The 17,262-nt window shown below is 69.9% G+C and carries 13 protein-coding genes; 3 read left to right on the top strand and 10 right to left on the bottom strand.

Features of this window, described 5'->3' with window-relative positions:
* Positions 1-56: 56 nt before the first annotated feature.
* Together ACNPM4_RS07085 and ACNPM4_RS07090 are read right to left on the bottom strand one after the other, a co-directional pair.
* Positions 57-1,346, bottom strand: a complete 1,290-nt coding sequence (locus tag ACNPM4_RS07085; RefSeq protein WP_448985212.1) for an ABC transporter substrate-binding protein — start codon at positions 1,344-1,346, stop codon at positions 57-59.
* A 73-nt stretch (positions 1,347-1,419) separates the two neighbouring features.
* Entirely contained in the window at positions 1,420-2,454 is a 1,035-nt protein-coding gene (locus ACNPM4_RS07090; RefSeq protein ID WP_448985213.1) for a LacI family DNA-binding transcriptional regulator, read from the bottom strand.
* 122 nt (positions 2,455-2,576) lie between these two features.
* Here ACNPM4_RS07090 and ACNPM4_RS07095 point away from each other — a divergent pair, with 122 nt between their 5' ends.
* The gene (locus ACNPM4_RS07095) at positions 2,577-4,187 is read left to right on the top strand and encodes an FAD-dependent oxidoreductase (RefSeq protein ID WP_448985214.1); all 1,611 of its coding nucleotides are present in this window, start codon (positions 2,577-2,579) and stop codon (positions 4,185-4,187) included.
* A 15-nt stretch (positions 4,188-4,202) separates the two neighbouring features.
* On the opposite strand, the gene ACNPM4_RS07100 is transcribed toward ACNPM4_RS07095, so the two are convergent.
* The 7 genes from ACNPM4_RS07100 to ACNPM4_RS07130 form a co-directional block, all read right to left on the bottom strand.
* The gene (locus ACNPM4_RS07100; protein ID WP_448985215.1) at positions 4,203-5,240 is read right to left on the bottom strand and encodes a LacI family DNA-binding transcriptional regulator; all 1,038 of its coding nucleotides are present in this window, start codon (positions 5,238-5,240) and stop codon (positions 4,203-4,205) included.
* Between the two features lie 17 nt (positions 5,241-5,257).
* The gene (locus ACNPM4_RS07105) at positions 5,258-7,723 is read right to left on the bottom strand and encodes a glycoside hydrolase family 2 protein (protein WP_448985216.1); all 2,466 of its coding nucleotides are present in this window, start codon (positions 7,721-7,723) and stop codon (positions 5,258-5,260) included.
* A gap of 108 nt (positions 7,724-7,831) precedes the next feature.
* The gene (locus ACNPM4_RS07110) at positions 7,832-8,743 is read right to left on the bottom strand and encodes an aldose 1-epimerase family protein (protein WP_029264430.1); all 912 of its coding nucleotides are present in this window, start codon (positions 8,741-8,743) and stop codon (positions 7,832-7,834) included.
* 5 nt (positions 8,744-8,748) lie between these two features.
* Entirely contained in the window at positions 8,749-10,272 is a 1,524-nt protein-coding gene (araA, locus tag ACNPM4_RS07115; protein ID WP_448985218.1) for an L-arabinose isomerase, read from the bottom strand.
* A gap of 9 nt (positions 10,273-10,281) precedes the next feature.
* The gene (locus ACNPM4_RS07120) at positions 10,282-11,865 is read right to left on the bottom strand and encodes a xylulokinase (RefSeq protein WP_448985219.1); all 1,584 of its coding nucleotides are present in this window, start codon (positions 11,863-11,865) and stop codon (positions 10,282-10,284) included.
* Positions 11,862-12,581, bottom strand: a complete 720-nt coding sequence (locus ACNPM4_RS07125; protein WP_448985221.1) for an L-ribulose-5-phosphate 4-epimerase — start codon at positions 12,579-12,581, stop codon at positions 11,862-11,864. The genes ACNPM4_RS07120 and ACNPM4_RS07125 overlap by 4 nt, the downstream gene beginning before the upstream one ends.
* 218 nt (positions 12,582-12,799) lie before the next feature.
* Positions 12,800-13,810, bottom strand: coding sequence for a LacI family DNA-binding transcriptional regulator (locus ACNPM4_RS07130; RefSeq protein WP_448985222.1), 1,011 nt, complete (start codon positions 13,808-13,810; stop codon positions 12,800-12,802).
* Between the two features lie 57 nt (positions 13,811-13,867).
* Here ACNPM4_RS07130 and ACNPM4_RS07135 point away from each other — a divergent pair, with 57 nt between their 5' ends.
* Positions 13,868-14,713 (top strand): NAD-dependent epimerase/dehydratase family protein, encoded by an 846-nt coding sequence (locus ACNPM4_RS07135; protein WP_448985223.1) that lies wholly within the window; start codon positions 13,868-13,870, stop codon positions 14,711-14,713.
* A gap of 39 nt (positions 14,714-14,752) precedes the next feature.
* Here ACNPM4_RS07135 and ACNPM4_RS07140 read toward each other — a convergent pair whose 3' ends face one another.
* Positions 14,753-15,781 carry a LacI family DNA-binding transcriptional regulator gene (locus tag ACNPM4_RS07140; RefSeq protein WP_029264424.1) on the bottom strand — a complete coding sequence of 343 codons (1,029 nt, stop codon included), beginning with the start codon at positions 15,779-15,781 and terminating at the stop codon, positions 14,753-14,755.
* A gap of 172 nt (positions 15,782-15,953) precedes the next feature.
* Between ACNPM4_RS07140 and ACNPM4_RS07145 the strand changes: the two genes are divergently transcribed.
* Positions 15,954-17,252, top strand: coding sequence for an ABC transporter substrate-binding protein (locus tag ACNPM4_RS07145; protein ID WP_448985225.1), 1,299 nt, complete (start codon positions 15,954-15,956; stop codon positions 17,250-17,252).
* Positions 17,253-17,262 lie beyond the last annotated feature (10 nt).

Genomic DNA, 17,262 nt, shown 5'->3' on the forward strand with positions numbered 1-17,262 from the left:
GCCGGCTCGGCAGGGCTCTTCGATCGTTCGCCGCGACGGTGCGTGCGGTCACGCGGTCAGCCCTTGAGCGTCGGCGAGATCTGCTCGCAGATGCCGGTGACCGCGGTCTCGACGTCGCCGCCCGACCACACCGGGTCGAGACCCGCGCGGACCTTGTCGGAGAACTGGGAGAGCACCGGGTGCTGCGGCTTGACCGAGGCGTCGGGGACCACGTCGATGATCGCCGACTGGATCTCTTCGGGCGAGAGCTTCGGCGCTGCCTGCGAGAGCGTCTCCACGTTGAGCAGGGACTCACGGGGCGGCGGGAAGAACTGCGCGAGGAGCTCGGCGTTCGTGGGGTTGGTCAGGTAGGCGAGGAAGCCTGCCGCCTGATCCTGGTTCTCACTGCGCTCGAGGACGCTCACGCCCGCCTGGCCGACGATCGGGTGGTACCCCTCCGGTCCCGCGGGCAGCGGGAGGAACGACCACTCGAAGCTGTCGTCGAGGCTCCCCGACTGGCTGAGCTGAGCGACGCTGAAGGCGACGTCACCGCTCGCAAATGCAGCGGGCGCCGCGTTGCCGGAGACGGCAGGGATCGCTCCCCTGTCGATCTGGTCCTGGTACCACGTGAGGTACTCGATCATCTCGGGAGAGGCGAACTCGCAGGTCATACCGTCTTCGGACCACGGCGCGGCGCCCCATGCGTTCCCGAGCATGGTCACGGCACTCCAGTTCGTCGGGTTGAACGTGGGCACGTTCAGCCCTGTCGCTCCCGTCTCGCCGTTCACCGCCGCAGCGATGTCCGCGACCGTGTCCCACGTGTAGTCGGGAGTGCCGACGAGCGACTCGACATCCGGCTGGCCCGCGGCCGCGACGAGGTCATCGTTGACGTAGAGCGCGAAGGGGGAGTTCGAGAACGGATACGCGTAGACGCCTCCGTCGTCGTCCTGCCACGGCGCGAGCGCGGCCGGGAGGATGTCGTCGAGGTCGTAGCCGTCGGTGCCCTCCAGGGTTTCACGCACGTCGTGCAGGATCCCGGAGTCGACGAACTCGGGACCGCTCGCCTCCGGGATCCAGGCGAGATCGGGAACGTCGCCGCCGGCGATCTGCGTCGTCAGCCCGGCGACGTAGTCCGGGTTCGTGACGGGTTCGAAAGTGATCGACGAGACTTCGTCGCCGTGCTCTTCGACGTAGGCATCGCCGATCTCCTGCAGCAGCGCCAGGTGACCTTCGTTGGAGGACCAGAGCGCCATGGTCAGGTCGACGGGGCCTGAGGCGCCGCTGTCGGTACCGGCGCAGGCGCTGAGGGACACCGCCAGAACTCCGGTGAGCGCGATGGCAGCCCCTCGGGATCGGGTAGCTCGCATGAAGTACTCCTTCGGACTCATTGACGCGCCTCGTAGCGCGCTGAAAGAAAAAGTACCAGAACTATCGAGAATATCAAGCAGTATTTTCGAAAGCTTGCAGAGGTGCCGTCGATCCCCGCACGACGAGTTCCGTCGCCAGGTCGGTATGGAAGGCCGGCGGTGTCGTGCCGAGCAACAGCTTGTGGGCGACCTCCACCGCGTAGGAGCCCATCGCCTCGGAGGGCTGCCGGATGGTCGTCAGCTGCGGGGCCGTCATCCGCGCGACGAGCTGGTCGTCGAACCCGATGACGCTGAGCTCATCCGGGACGGACACGCCGGCGCGGCGCGCGGCCTCGAGGACTCCGGCGGCCTGCGCGTCGCTCGCCGCGAAGATCGCCGTCACGCGACCCGGTCGACCCAGAAGGGTCTCCGCCGCCTGCAGGCCGGATTCGTAGGTGAAGTCGCCCTCTTCGATGATGTCGTCCCCGGGTTCGATCCCGGCCGAGGCGAGAGCGGCGAGATGTCCGTGCTTGCGAGCGATCGACGCCTGCGTGTCGGAGACTCCGCCGAGGAACCCGATGCGCCGATGCCCGAGCGAGAGCAGATGCTGCGTCGCTGCCATCCCCCCTGCGAAGTTCGTGGCGCCCACGGAATACGAGTCGTTGTCCGGCAGCTGGTAGGTGTCGACCTCGACGAGGGGGACGCCGTTCTTCGCGAGCTTCGCCCGCTCCTGCGTCCTCAACCGCGACTTCAGCGCGATGACCGCGGTCGGACCGTTGCGCTTGGTCCGCTCGATCCAGCCGGCGGCGGGCGCCCCATCCGGAAGGTCGAGCAGCACGAGCTCGAGCCCGGCCTCGTGCGCCGCACGCATGGTGCCGCGCAGGATCTCGACCGTCAGCGGGGACGACATGCTCGAACTCGCGAGCACGACCACCACCGTCGCCAGATCACTCCGCGAGCGCTGCTTCGGCGACAGGTACTGCTTGTCGCGGAGCACCGACTCCACCCGCACGCGAGTGTCGGCAGCGACGTCGGGCGCCCCGTTCACGACCTTCGAGACGGTGGAGATCGAGACCCCCGCCTCACCCGCCACCTCGGCAAGCGATGGTCGACGCTCCTTCGCGCGCATGGGCACCCCTTCACTCAGTCAGCGTTCTGGAATTCTATGGCGAACCCGTCTCCTCTAGAGATTTTACTTGGACATGTTCGAGAAAATTACCTAGAGTTCTCGGGAAAGAAAGGTGTTCTTCCGTGACACGACAGCAGGCCGACCTTCTCATCATCGGCGGTGGCGTCGGCGGCGTCTCCGCCGCCCTCGCCGCTCTGCGCCGCGGCAGATCGGTCATCATGACCGAGCAGACCCCCTGGCTGGGGGGCCAGCTGACGAGTCAGCTCGTACCCAGCGACGAGCACCGACGCATCGAGGCGACGGGTCGTAACCGCAGCTACGCCCAGTTCCGCGACCTCGTCCGGGATCACTACCGGACGTACTACCCGCTCACCGCCGCCGCGAGAGCCGACCGGCATCTCAACCCGGGCGCGGCCTGGGTGAGCCCGCTCAGCGTCGAGCCGAAGGTCATCCTCGCGGTGATCCACGACCTCCTCCGGCCGTACGAGGCCTCCGGCCGACTCGCTCTGATGCTCGAGACCACGCCTGTCGCCGTCCACACCGACGGTGACCGCATCGCCGCGGTGACCGTGCGCGACCGCGAGGGCGTCTCGCGCGAGCTGTCCGCGCCGTTCGTGCTGGATGCGACCGAGCTCGGTGATCTCCTGGAGCTCGGCGGAGTGGAATACGTCACCGGCCGCGAGGCTCGAGGCGAGACCGGGGAGCCCAGTGCGCCGGAGGCCGGTGACCCGCTCGACATGCAGAGCGTCACCTGGTGCTTCGCGGTCGAACACCTCGCCGGTCAGGATCACACGATCGATCGCCCCGACGACTACGACACCTTCCGCGAGTGGCGGCCGCCGCAGCTCGACGGCGAGAAGATGCTCGGATTCCGACGCGCCGCGCACGACGGCTCCATCGCCCGCGAGTACACACTGCGGGTGAACGACGACGATGACCCCTTCGCCATCGACGTCGACCACCGCAACATGGACGGCGCCCCGGAACTGTGGAACTACCGCCGCATCGCCGCACGGCGCCAGTTCGAGGACGGCGCCTACGAGAGCGACATCGTCATCGTGAACTGGCCGATGAACGACTACGTCGGGGGCCCGCTCTTCGGCGTCGACGACGCCGCCGTCCACTGGGATCGTTCCAAGGCGTTGAGTCGATCGCTGCTCTACTGGCTGCAGACGGAGGCTCCTCGACCCGATGGCGGTGTCGGCTGGCCGGGGCTCCGCCTCGCGCCACAGGTCACGGGGACGCCCGACGGGTTCGCGATGATGCCCTACTTCCGCGAATCCCGTCGCATCCGGGCCGAGCGGACGATCCTCGAGCAGGACTTCGACCGCGATCTCCGCGACGGAAGGGGCGCCGAGCGCTATCCCGACACCGTGGGGGTCGGCCACTACTACTGGATCGACCGGCACGCCACGACCGGCGGCAGCGCCGGTGGCGGCGGGCTCCCGGAGCCGTTCGAGATCCCGCTCGGCGCCCTTCTGCCGCAGCGCGTGCGCAATCTCCTCCCCGCAGCCAAGAACATCGGCACGACGCACATCTCGAACGGCAGCTACCGGCTGCAGCCCGTCGAATGGTCCATCGGCGAGGCCGTGGGGGCCCTCGTCTCGTACTGTCTCGACCACGGTGTCGAGCCGTCGACGGTGCGCGCGGATGCCCGGCACCTGGACGACTTCCAGCGCGACCTCGAGCGCGGAGGCGTGCAGCTGCGGTGGGACCCCGCTCTTCGCTGGTAGACCGCCGTCGACGGATCAGGCCTCGGTCGGCGCAGGACCGGTCGAGGCCCTGATCTGCAGCATCGGTGTCGCCTCCTGGTAGACGGCCGGCTCCGCACCGTCGATGACGTCGAGCAGGCGTCGGGCGGCCTCTGCGCCGAGGGCGACCACATCGTGGCTGAGCGCCGTCAACCCCGGCGTCACGAGTCGGCAGAGCAGCGAGTCGTCCCACGCGATGATCGACACATCGCCGGGAACGGACAGTCCCCGCTGATGCGCCGTGGTCAGGGCGGCTACGGCCATGATGTCGTTGTCGAAGATCAACCCCGTCGGCGGGCGCGGCGACGAGAGCACGGCGCGCGTGGCGACCGCACCGGCATCCTCCGAGAGATCACTGCGGACGATGTCATGGTCGAGGCCGCACGCACGGACGGCCTGGTCGAACGCGTCATCGCGGATGGCCGTGTACGCATACCGTCGGGGCGCCGCGACCCGGGTGATGCGACGATGCCCGAGAGCAGCGAGATGCTCGACGGCCTGTCTCGTCGCGGCGGCGTCGTCCGTCCACACGGTCGTCAGGCCGACCGCAGCGCTCGGATCGCCCACCGCGACCGCGGGGACACCGGCTTCCCTCACGACGGCTATCCGCTGATCGTCGGGTCTCAGATCGGTGAGGAGGACGCCGTCCACACGCCGTGACCGGCGCCAACGCCGAATCGCCTCGACCTCGGCGTCCGCATCAGCGGCGACCTCGAGCAGCAGCCCTCGGGAGCGCACTGTGAGAGCCGACTCCACTCCCGCGATGAACTGCATGTAGAACGGCTCGACGGAGAGATCGCGAGGATCCTTGGTGAGCACCAGACCGATCGTGTCCGCACCGGCACCCGCCAGGGCACGCGCGGCGCTCGCCGGTGACCAACCGAGTCGGGCAGCCACTTCGAGCACCCGTTCCCGCGTGGCCTCGGAGATCCCCGGACGACCGTTGAGGGCATAGGAGACGCTCGCTGTCGATGTCTGCGCCTCGCGCGCGACATCGGCGATCGTGACCCGCCGGGCCCGCGCAGCGCTCGTCATCACCGATGCAGCTCCCGTCAGTCGGGATCGATGATATCCCGCAGCGAGGAGACGACGAACGCCTCCCGCACCGAGTCGGGGTCGAGCGGCTCCGGCGCGCGGACGCGGAAGATCGCGGTCTCCCCCGGGAGCACGGTGGTGAAGCCCCGATCGACCGTCGCGTCAGGATGGAGGCGATCCGGCTGGACGAGCACGTCGCGCGCGAGGAGACGCGAGCGGACGCTGATGTCCATACCGCCGGCGACGACGGCGACGGCGACTTCCAGCGGAGCGTGAGCGTGCGCGCCGCTCGGTGGAGCGAAATGCCAGAGGGCTCGCTGGTCGTCGACGGTGGCGACCACGAACTCCTCCGCCGGATCCCGCGGCTCGGCGATGATCGGCGGCAGCTCGATGCGGGCCACCGAGCGCGGAGGCACGGAGAGCGGGAACGACTGCTCCGCCGCGGCGATCCCATCGGCCCGCCGCCGCGCGAATCCCACCGTGGAGTGCCACGCCTCGTCGTCGTCGTTGATGATGCACAGTTCGAGCCCGCCGTCCCGCGGCTCGATCGTCAGCACGCGCGGTGCGTACATGTCGCGCAGGGCGAAGTAGAGCGGCTTGCACCGGCCCGCGCTGTCGATCGCCGACCAGGACGTCACCGGCCACAGGTCGTTGAGCTGCCACACGATCGTGCCCGAGGTGCGCGGCCAACTCGCGCGCCAGTGCAGCACGCCGGTGCGGACGGCCTCGACCTGCATCCACTGCGTCTGCAGATGCCACCGGTCGAAGTCGTCCGTCGGCGGCAGGTGGCGGGCGAGATTGCGGGCGAGCTTCGCGTGCCCGTCGATGGCCTTCTGATGGTGCCGGACGTTCTCGGAGTCGAGACGAAGATCGGGGTCCGAGACCGCATCGCGCAACGTCCGCCAGGCGGCTGCACCCTGCCAACCGAACTCGGAGACGAAACGCGGAGAGCTGTGGCGGTAGACCGAGTAGTCGTCTTCGTTCCAGGCATCCCAGGAATGGAAGGTCTGGTGATCCGGGTCGTTCGGATCGTGAACCCCGCTGCCCGACCAGGGACTCCCCTCCGTGTAGGGACGGGTCGGGTCGAGCTCGCGGACGAGGTCCGGCAGCCACTCCAGGTAGTACCGCTCACCCCAGGTGAGCTCCCCGCCCTGCTGCGATGCCCAATCCTTGTCCAGGCGCATCCAGAGGTTCTCGTTGTTCCCGTTCCAGAGGGCGAGGCTCGGGTGAGAGCTGAGCCGCACGATGTTCTCGCGGGCCTCGGCCAGCACCTCTGCCCTGATCGGCTCCTCCTCGGGATAGGCGGCGCAGGCGAAGAGGAAGTCCTGCCACACGAGCAGGCCGAGCTCGTCGCACGCGGAGTAGAACGCCTCGCTCTCGTAGACGCCTCCACCCCACACCCGGACGAGGTTCACATTGGCCTCCGCCGCCTGCTCCAGGCGCGTGCGGACGCGGTCGGCGACATCCTCCCCGGGGAAGACGCTCTCGGGAATCCAGTTCACGCCCTTGATGAACATCGGGCGGTCGTTGACCGTGACGACGAACGGCGTGCCGTGCGCATCGGGGGTCCGATCGACGACGACGGTCCGGAAGCCGACCCGCGTGCGGTGTTCGTCGAGCCGCTCGCGCTCCGACCAGAGTGAGACCTCGACCGAGTACAGATGGGGTTCGCCGAATCCGCGCGGGTGCCACCGCTGCACATCGGGAACGGCGACCACGATGGTCGCCGACTCTTCACCCGGCGGCACCTCGGCATGAACGGCCTGCCCCGCGATCTCGATCTCGAGATGCAGCGGGAGGCTCGCGCCGGAGGCCGTTCGCTCGATGTCGATGTGAGCGGTGAGGATGCCGGTCTGCTCGAAGACGTCGACCAACGGACGGACCGCGGCGATCCGCGCCGTGCTCCAGCTCTCGATCCTGACGTCACGCCAGAGCCCGCATCCGGGAAGGGTCGGCCCCCAGTCCCAGCCGAAGCTGCTGGCCATCTTCCGGATGAATGCGAACGGCTGCGGATAGGCGCTGGGGCGCGCGCCGAGCGCACGTTCCTGCTGCTCGGCATACGTGTATGCGGAGGTGAAGCAGACATCGACGCTGTTCTCCTCCTCGATCGCCGCCGTCACGTCGAACCGGTACGCACGATGCATGTTCCGCGTCTGTCCGACGGTTCGCCCGTTGACGGCGATCGACGCGATGGTGTCCACGCCATCGAGGACGAGGTCCACCCGCTCCGCGTCGCCGTCCAGGGAAAAGGTGCGATTCAGGCGCCAGTCGCATCGAGCGACCCAGGACACGGCCTCCTCGTTCCGGTCGACGAAGGGGTCGGGAATGAGGTCTGCGTTCCGCAGATCGAGATGGATCGCCCCGGGCACCTGCGCGGCGACGGCCCTCCCGACGAGCGGCGCGGCCTCTTCCGGGACAGGGGTGTCCCCCTCGGCGTCGACCGTCCAACTCCACTGTCCTGCCAGATCCGACGTCGTACGCATGCGGAGTCCTCCTCGCTGATTCGTGAGGAGTCCACTGTAACCTAAGCGCTTAAGTAACTGGTTCCCGTACTGCCCCCGCGCCCTGCGGCGGCGGTGCGAATGGTCCCGCTACACCGCGAAGATCCGCCACGACGCCGCGTGCGTCACCCCGGCGTCCAGTGTCACGAGATCCACGCCGGAGTTGAACGCGTCGGGCGGGCACGTCATCGGCTCGACCGCGAGGCCGATGCGGTGAGTGTCCGCGACGGCGGGAGTGTCGGCGGTGTGCACCTGCACCCACGGGCAGCGCTCGTCCCACGCCATCCCCACGCCGCGACCGTCGGCAGCCGTCAGCCGCACCTCGGCCAGACCGCCGTCGCGGGCCAGGCCGGTGAAGGCGTGATCGATGAAGACGTCGCCGATGGGGCGCGCCGAGCGGAAGTCCCACTCCGGATGTTGCGACACCGGCTCCACCCCGACCGGGCTCAGCCGATCGGGGGTGACCGTGAGCACCTCGGATGCCGGGAGCAGCAGGGTCCAGTCGTCGACGCCGCCCTGGCCGGCCACGAGATACGGGTGCGGACCGGTGCCCCAGGGCGCGGCATCCGCCCCGACGTTGTGCGCGGTCACCGTCTGCTGCAGCCCCTCGGCGTCGAGCCGGTACTCGACCTCGACCTCGACACGGAACGGGTACCCGGTCTGCGGCAGGATCACGGCGGCCAGCACGACCCGGTCGTCGAGCACCAGACGGTCTTCGAACTCGACCCAGGCGAGCAGCCCGTGCAGCGCATGCGCGCGTTCCGGCTCGGTGAGCGCCAACTGGTGCCGCTCTCCGCCGAACGAGTAGCGTCCATCGACGATGCGGTTCGGCCACGGGGCCAGCGTCACGCCGCGGTAGCCGGGGCGCACGGCATCCGCGTCGAACGGCACGACGAGGTCGCGCTCTTCGAACGTGAGCGTCCGCAGCGTCGCGCCGATGCTGGCGATCGCGGCCTCGTACCCGTACGAGGCGATCCGCAGCTGGCGGCCGGAGCGCGGCATCGTCGTCACAGGCCCTGAGCCAGCCGGTAGTAGGCCTGGTTCCAGCGGACCTGCTTCTGAAACTCGGGCAGCGTGGTGCTGTCGTCGATCACGAGCAGCTCGACCTCGGCCATCTCGGCGAAGTCGCGGAACGCCTCGATCCCGACCGCGGTCGACATGACCGTGTGGTGGGCGGCACCGGCGGTGAGCCAGGCGGCGGCGCTCGTGGTGAAGTCGGGCTGCGGCTTCCAGACCGCGCGTCCGACCGGGAGCTTGGGCAGCGCGGCCCGCGGCGGCACGTTCTCGACCACGTTCGCGGTGAGGCGGAAACGATCGCGCATGTCGCTCAGCGCCACCACGACGGCGGGGCCGGGGTCGGCCGTGAAGACCAGGCGCACCGGGTCGTCCTTGCCGCCGATGCCGAGCGGGTGGATCTCGAGCGTCGGCTTCGCGGAGGTCAGCGACGGGGAGACCTCGAGCATGTGCGCACCGAGGATCAGCTCATCGCCCGGGGTCATGTCGTAGGTGTAGTCCTCCATCAGGCTCGCGCCGCCGGGCAGACCCGCACCCATCACGTTCGCGATGCGCACGAGCACGGCGGTCTTCCAGTCGCCCTCGGCACCGAAGCCGTAGCCCTCGGCCATCAGCCGCTGCACCGCGAGACCGGGCAGCTGCTTCAGTGCACCGAGGTCTTCGAACGACGTCGTGAACGCACCGAAGCCGCCCTCTTCGAGGAACGACCGCAGCCCGATCTCGATCGCCGCACCGTCACGCAGCGACCCGTGCCGCTCGCCACCGCGCCGCAGCTCGGGAACGACCTCGTACAGCTCCTCGTACTCGGCGACGAGCGCGTCGATGTCGGAGGCGGATGCCGCGGCCACGGCTTCTGCCAGCTCGTTCACGCCCCACGTGTTCACCTGCACGCCGAACCGCAGCTCGGCCTCGGTCTTGTCGCCCTCGGTCACCGCGACGAAGCGCATGTTGTCACCGAAGCGCGCGAGCTTCAGGTCGCGGGAGGCCGCGAGCCCCGCCGCCGCGCGCTGCCAGGTGCCGAGCTCGCTGCGCAGGCGCGGGTCGGACGCATGCCCGACGATGGTCTTGCGCGGTACACCCAGGCGCGTCTGGATGTATCCGAACTCGCGGTCGCCGTGCGCCGCCTGGTTCAGGTTCATGAAGTCGAAGTCGATGTCGGCCCAGGGCAGCTCGACGTTGGCCTGCGTGTGCAGATGCGCGAGCGGCTTCTGCAGCGCGTCGAGTCCGGCGATCCACATCTTCGCCGGGCTGAACGTGTGCATCCACGCCACGAGACCGATCACGCGGTCGTCGGCGTTGGCCTCCAGTGCGGTGCGCTTGATGGCCGCGGCATCCGTCAGCACCGGCTTCCAGACGATCCGGACCGGAACCTCGGGCGACTCGTCGAGCAGTCGCGCGATCTCCTGCGACTGCGCCGCGACCTGCGCGAGCGTCTCAGGACCGTAGAGGTGCTGGCTGCCGGTGAGGAACCAGACCTCGTAGCCGTCGAGGGAGGTGGTGAGCGGAGTGCGGGTCATGAACGGTCCTTACAGGGATTCGACGGCGGCGGCCTCGATGGCCAGGCCCGCTCGGTAGCGGTCGAGATAGGCGGAGAACCCGGCGACATCGGCCGGGTCGGGGTCGGCGGTGCTGAGGGACGCCGTGGCGAAGACGTGCTGAGCGAGGTAGTCCGCCAGCGAGAGGTCGTCGGCATGGGCGAGGTACGAGGCGAGCACGGCGATGCCCCACGCGCCACCCTCCGCGGCGAGCTCGCCGACCGCGACCGGAGCATCGAGCGCCCCGGCGAGGAAGCGCTGGGCGACCCCGGCCGTGCGGAACATGCCTCCGTGCGCGAACATCCGATCGAGCTGCACGCCCTCCGCCGCGAGCACCTGCATACCGAGCGCGAGCGTGCCGAACACGCCGTAGACCTGGGAACGCATGAAGTTCGCGAGCGTGAGCGCGCTGTCCGGAGTGCGCACGAACAGCGGACGCCCCTCGACCAGACCGGCGATCGGCTCGCCCGCGAGGTGGTTGTAGGCGAGGAGGCCACCGGCATCCGCCTCCCCCTCGAGCGCCTCGCGGAACAGGACGTCGAACGCGGCATCGTCGTCGATCGGCTGACCGGCGGCGGCGGCGAAGCGCGTGAACAGACCCGCCCAGGCCGCGAGCTCGCTGGCGCCGTTGTTGCAGTGCACCATGGCCACGGCGTCGCCCGCCGGCGTGGTCACGAGGTCGAGCTCGTGGTGCACCTCGGCCAGCGGATGCTCCAGCACGACCATCGCGAAGATGCTCGTGCCCGCGCTCACGTTGCCGGTCCGCGGCGCAACCGAGTTCGTCGCGACCATGCCCGTTCCCGCATCGCCCTCCGGCGGACACAGCGGGACGCCGGCGCGCAGTGCGCCACTCGGGTCGAGGAGGGCGGCGCCGTCGGCGGTGAGGGTGCCGGCCGCGGCCCCGGCGGGGAGCACGCTCGGCAGGAGCTGAGCCGCCGGCGCGGGCAGACGCTCGCCCGCGAGGGTGTCGTAGGCGTGCAGCATCCGCGCGTCGTAGTCACCGGTCGCGGCGTCGATCGGGAACATGCCCGAGGCGTCGCCGACCCCGAGCACCCGCTCGCCCGTGAGGCGGTGGTGCACGTAACCGGCGAGGGTGTTCACGCTCGCGACCCGGGCGAGATGCGGCTCGGCGTCGAGCACGGCCTGGTGCAGGTGCGCGATCGACCAGCGCAGCGGGATGTTCACGCCGAACAGCTCCCCCAGCTCGGCGGAGGCCGCGCCCGTGCTGGTGTTGCGCCAGGTGCGGAACGGCACGAGCAGCTCGCCGGACGCGTCGAACGCCAGGTAGCCGTGCATCATGGCCGAGACCCCGATGGCGCCGAACGTGTCGGGACGGATGCCGTGGCGCTCCTGCGCATCGTCGACCAGAGCCGCGTACGCCGCCTGGAGGCCGCGCCACACCTCGTCGATCGCATAGGTCCAGCGGCCGTCTTCGAGGCGGTTCTCCCACGAGAACGAGCCGGTGGCGAGGACCTCGGTCGCGTCGGAGCCGATCAGGCAGGCCTTGATGCGGGTCGAGCCCAGCTCGATGCCGAGGCTCGTGCGCCCCTCGCGGATGTCGTCGCGCGCACTCATCGACGGGTGTCCTCGGTCTGGCCGTAGACGTTCTGATAGCGGTCGAAGAGGCTGTCGATCGCGGCCTGCGGAATCGGGATGAGCGGTCCGGCCTCGCGGGCGAGGTGCACCGTGCGGGCGACGTCCTCGACCATGACCGCGGCCTTCACGGCATCCTCCGCATCCGCCCCGATCGTGAACGGACCGTGGTTCTGCATGAGCACCGCGCGGGAGCGGTGACCGCGGAGCGTCTCGACGATGCCGCGTCCGATCGAGTCGTCGCCGATGATCGCGAAGGGGCCGATCGGGACGGGTCCGCCGAACTCGTCGGCCATCGCGGTGATGACGCAGGGGATCTCCTCGCCCCGCGCCGCCCAGGCGACGGCGTACGTCGAGTGTGTGTGCACGACCCCGCCGACGGTCGGCATGTGCCGGTAGACGTAGGCGTGCGCCGCGGTGTCGCTCGACGGGGAGCGGTCGCTGCCGGGCGTGCCGGGGATCACGTTCCCGTCGAGGTCGCACAGGATCATGTTCGAGGCGGTGAGGTCGTCGTAGCTCACACCGCTGGGCTTGATCACGAAGAGGTCGGCGCCGGGCACGCGGCCCGAGATGTTGCCGCCGGTCCAGACGACCAGGCCGTAGCGGACCAGTTCGCCGTGCAGACGGGCGACATCCGCGCGGACGGCCGCGATCGCGTGCTCGATGTCGGGTTCGAAGGTGGGGGCGTCGTCGCTCACAGCTGCCTCTGGGTTCGCATCCGGCCACTGTGACCGGTCACGGAAGTCTGTCACGGGAGCTCGCGGCCCGTCAAGGCTCGCCCCCTGCCCCGCCCCCTCTCACCGAGTGCACGGGAAGCTGCCGAGCGCACCGGAAGTTCACGCCAGCAAGCCGTGCACTCGACAACAGGCCGTGCACTCGGCGACGAGGAGCGGGCGGGGAGCGGGCGGGGCGGGGGTCAGCGGGGCGGGGCGACGGAGGCGCGGGAGACCAGCACCGGGGCAATGGGAGTGAGAGCGGATGCCGCGGTCGCGGTTCCGCCGATCGCGGCGGCGACGGCCCGACGCGCGAGCTCCTCGAAGTCCTGCCGCACGGTGGTGAGCGGCGGCCAGTAGTACGCGGCATCCGGCGCATCGTCGAACCCGACCACGCTGACATCGCCGGGAACCGTGAGCCCCGCCTCGTGCAGGGCGCTCAGCAGCCCGAGCGCCATCTGATCGTTCGCCGCGAACACCGCCGTGACCCCAGAGTCGCGAACCGCCTCGACCGCCGCGTACCCCGATCCGGCCGACCAGTCCCCCGCGATCACGGGGCCCGGCGTCAAGCCGCGAGCAGCGAGTTCCGCGGCGAAACCCTCGGCGCGCGACTCCGCCTCGAGCCAGTCCGCAGGTCCCGCGAGATGCGCGATGCGGGTGTGTCCGGCATCGGCGAGCGCGGCGACCGCCAACCGTGCACCCGCCGCCTGATCCACCGAGAGTCCCGTCGTACCGAGGCCGGCGGAGTGCAGTGTCACGACCGGCACGTCGATGCGCAGCGCGGCGAGCGCCTCCAGCGTCTGGGCGTGGGGGGCGACGACGACGATCCCTTCCACCCCCTGCACGACGAGGTGGTCGACCGCCGCCACGACGGCTCCGACATCCGCCGCATCCGCGAAGGCCGCGCTCACCCAGTACCCGGCTTCGCGGGCCGAGGCCTCCAGCGCGGCGAGGCTGCGCGAGGGCCCGTACTGCAGCGCATCCGAGGCCAGAACCCCCAGGGTCCGCGAGCGCCGGGTGCCCAGCGCCCGGGCGGCGTTGTTCATGCGGTAGCCGAGCTCCGCCATCGCGGCGACCACGCGCTCCTTGGTGTCGGTGGCGACGTCGGGGTGGTCGTTCAGCACCCTCGACACGGTCTGCCGGGACACGCCTGCGCGGGCGGCGACGTCGCGGACGCCGATGGATCGGCTGCGGCCGCTGCTCGTGTCACTCACGCCGACGAGTGTACGACGCCCGGTCCACTCCGCCCGCCGCCGTGCCACTCTGGTGACATGCGCATCGCTCTCACCGGCTCGTCCGGCAAGCTCGGCCGCGTCGTCGCCCGCGAACTCCGTGCGAACGGCTACGACGTCATCGGCATGGACCTCACCGGCACCCGCGGCCCCGACTTCGTGCAGGTCGACCTGACCGACTACGGCCAGGTCGTCGACGCGTTCACGGCGGTCGGCGACAGGCACGAGGGCATCGACGCGGTCGTGCACCTCGGGGCGATCCCGGCCCCCGGCATCCGCACCGACGTCGCGACCTTCCACAACAACATGCCGGCCACGTTCAACGTGTTCTGGGCGGCCGTGCGCCTCGGCATCCGACGCATCGTGTACGCGTCGAGCGAGACGGTGCTCGGGCTGCCGTTCGACGTGCCGCCGCCCTACGTGCCGGTCGACGAGGACTACCCCGCGCGCCCCGAATCCGTCTACTCGCTCGTGAAGACGCTCGAGGAGCAGCTCGCGACCGAGCTCGTGCGCTGGCACCCCGATCTGTCGATCACGGCCCTGCGGTTCTCGAACGTGATGGTCCCCGAGGACTACGCCGAGTTCCCCTCGTTCGACGCCGACGCCCTCGGGCGCAAGTGGAACCTGTGGGGCTACATCGACGCCCGCGACGGCGCCCAGGCGGTGCAGCGGGCGCTGGAGGTCGCAGCCCCCGGATTCGACCGGTTCATCATCGCGGCGGCCGACACCGTGATGTCGCGGCCCAACGACGAACTGCTCGCCGAAGTGTTCCCCGACGTGCCGAAGCGCCGCGAGTTCGGCCCGAACGAGACGCTGCTGTCGATCGACCGGGCGCGCCGCGTGCTCGGCTACGACCCGCAGCACTCCTGGCGCGACCACGCGTGACGCCGGGGTCGCCGAGCCCGTCGAAGCGCCTGGAACGGGTCAGCGCCGAGCGATGGTCGAGCCTCGGATGACCAGGCGCACGGGCAGATGGTGCGACCCCTCACCGATGTCGACGCCGTCGATCGCGTCGAACACGCGCTGCGCCGCCTGACGCCCGAGCTGCTGCAGGTTCGCGTCGATGCTGGTCAGCTCCGGGCGGGCGTTGGTCGCCAGCACCTCCCAGTTGTCGTAGCCGATGACGGCGAGGTCGTCGGGCACCGAGCGCCCGAGGTCCCGCGCCGAGTCGAGCACACCGCGCGCGATCTGGTCGGACCCGCAGAACACCGCATCGATATCCGGATGCCGCTGCAGCAGCAGCGCTCCGGCATCCCGACCCCAGTGCTCGGTCCATTCCGAGAGCATCGGGGCGCCGACGAACTCGAGCCCGGCTTCGGCGAGCGCGGCCCTGGCACCGGCGAGGCGATCCTGCGCCGCGGCGTAGGAGGGTTCGCCCGAGATGTGCGCGATGCGTCGGCGCCCGCACGAGAGCAGATGCTCGATCGCGAGGCGCCCTCCCGCGTAGTTGTCGGGGGTGAGAGACAGGTCGCGCGGATCGTCCGACGGCGCATACGCGTACACGACCGGAACCGGGATGTCCTGCCCCAGCGAGGGACGCGGGTCGGTCTGCCGTCCGACGACGATGATGCCGTCGACGCGGCGGCTCAACAGCTCTTTCAGGTGATGCTGCTCGCGGATCGCGTCGCCGCGGGCGTCGCAGAGGAACACGTTGATGCGCCCCGCACCGAAGGCGTCTTCCGCCCCCATGAGGATCGGGATCATGAAGCGGCCTTCGAGGTCGCTGGTGAGCAGTCCCACCGTGCCGGTGCGTCCGGCGAGGAGCCCTCGGGCCATCGCATTCGGGGTGAACGCGAGCTCTGCGGCGGCGGCCACGACCCGGGCCTTGGTGGCCACTGCGACATCACCGCGGTCGTTGAGCGCCTTCGATGCCGTGGCGATCGAGACGCCGGCATGCCGTGCCACGTCGCTGAGCGTCGCCGCCTTGCCCGCCATGTCGCCACTGCTGACCATCTCGCCCCCTGAACGTTTCTGAAAGGTTATCGGAGCGATGCTTGACCGCCGCGCTTCATTCACGATATACCTTTCGAAAGCGGTTTCGAAGTTTTCGAAATTGCACCTCAGCTCGACACTGCCGTCGCTCGCCGACCGCATCCACTCACCGAAGAGTCCTGGAGGCAATCCCATGCACACCACCCGACGCCGTGCGTTCCGCCGCACGGCCACCATCCTCGCCGTCACCGGCCTGCTCGCCGTCCCACTGGCGGGCTGCGCAGCCGGCGACGACACCGCCGGCCCGACCGAGGAGATCCCCGCGGGAGGCGTCGACGACGGTTCGACGCTGACGCTCTGGACCCGCGCTCCCATCGAACGCCAGGCCAAACTGCTCGTCGATGCGTACAACGACTCGCACGAGAACCAGGTCGAACTCACGGTCGTCCCCAACGACGACTACGTCGCCAAGGTCGGCGCCGCCGCCGGGTCCGGCGGACTCCCCGACCTCTTCGCGGCCGACATCGTCTACGTGCCCAACTGGGCGCAACAGGGCCTCTTCGCCGACCTCTCGACCCAGATCGACGGCCTCGACTTCAAGGACGAGATCAATCAGGGCCACCTCGACGCCGGCACCGTCGACGACAAGGAGTACGTGCTGCCGTTCGCGCTCGACCTCTCGATGCTGTTCTGGAACAAGGAGCTGTTCGCCGAGGCCGGCCTCGACCCCGAGAAGGCGCCGTCCACGCTCGAGGAGTTCTCCGAAGCCGCGCAGGCGGTGCAGGCGCTGAACAAGCCTGACACCTACGGCACCGCCACGGGCCTGAACTGCGGCGGCTGCCTGGTCTTCACCTGGTTCCCCTCGGTCTGGGCCTCGGGCGAAGAGGTCATGAGCGACGACGGCACCGAATCGCTGCTGAACGGCGACGCGGCTCAGGCTGTGTACGACACCTGGGCCGAGCTGGAAGAGGCGGGCGCGGTGCTTCCGAGCTCCACCGACGAGACCGGCCCGACGTGGACCGCGGCCTTCAGCGAGGGCAAGGTCGGCGTGATGCCGTTCCCGGCGACGCTCCTCCCCTCGCTGGAGTTCGACGCGGGCGTGGCCGGCATCCCGGGTGTCGACGGCGGCGTCTCGACGTTCGTCGGCGGCGACGGCATCGGCATCTCGAAGGACTCGAAGCAGTCCGCGCAGGCCTGGAACTTCCTCGACTGGATGATGTCCGAGGAGGCACAGGTCGAGGTGCTCGCCAAGGACGGCAACGCGGTCTCACGCGGCGACCTCGCCGACAACGAGTACGCGGCGGCCGACCCCCGCCTGGTCACGATCAACGAGGTCGCGGCGCAGGGCAGCACACCCGTGGCTCTGAACTTCCAGCAGGCGTTCAACGCGCCGGGCAGCCCGTGGCTCACGCTCGTGCGCAACCGGGTGCTGAACGGCGAGGACTCCGTCGACGCCGACAACGACGAGATCACCGCCATCCTCGGGCAGTGATTTCCGGCGG

It is taken from the genome of Microbacterium umsixpiens (assembly GCF_053543675.1).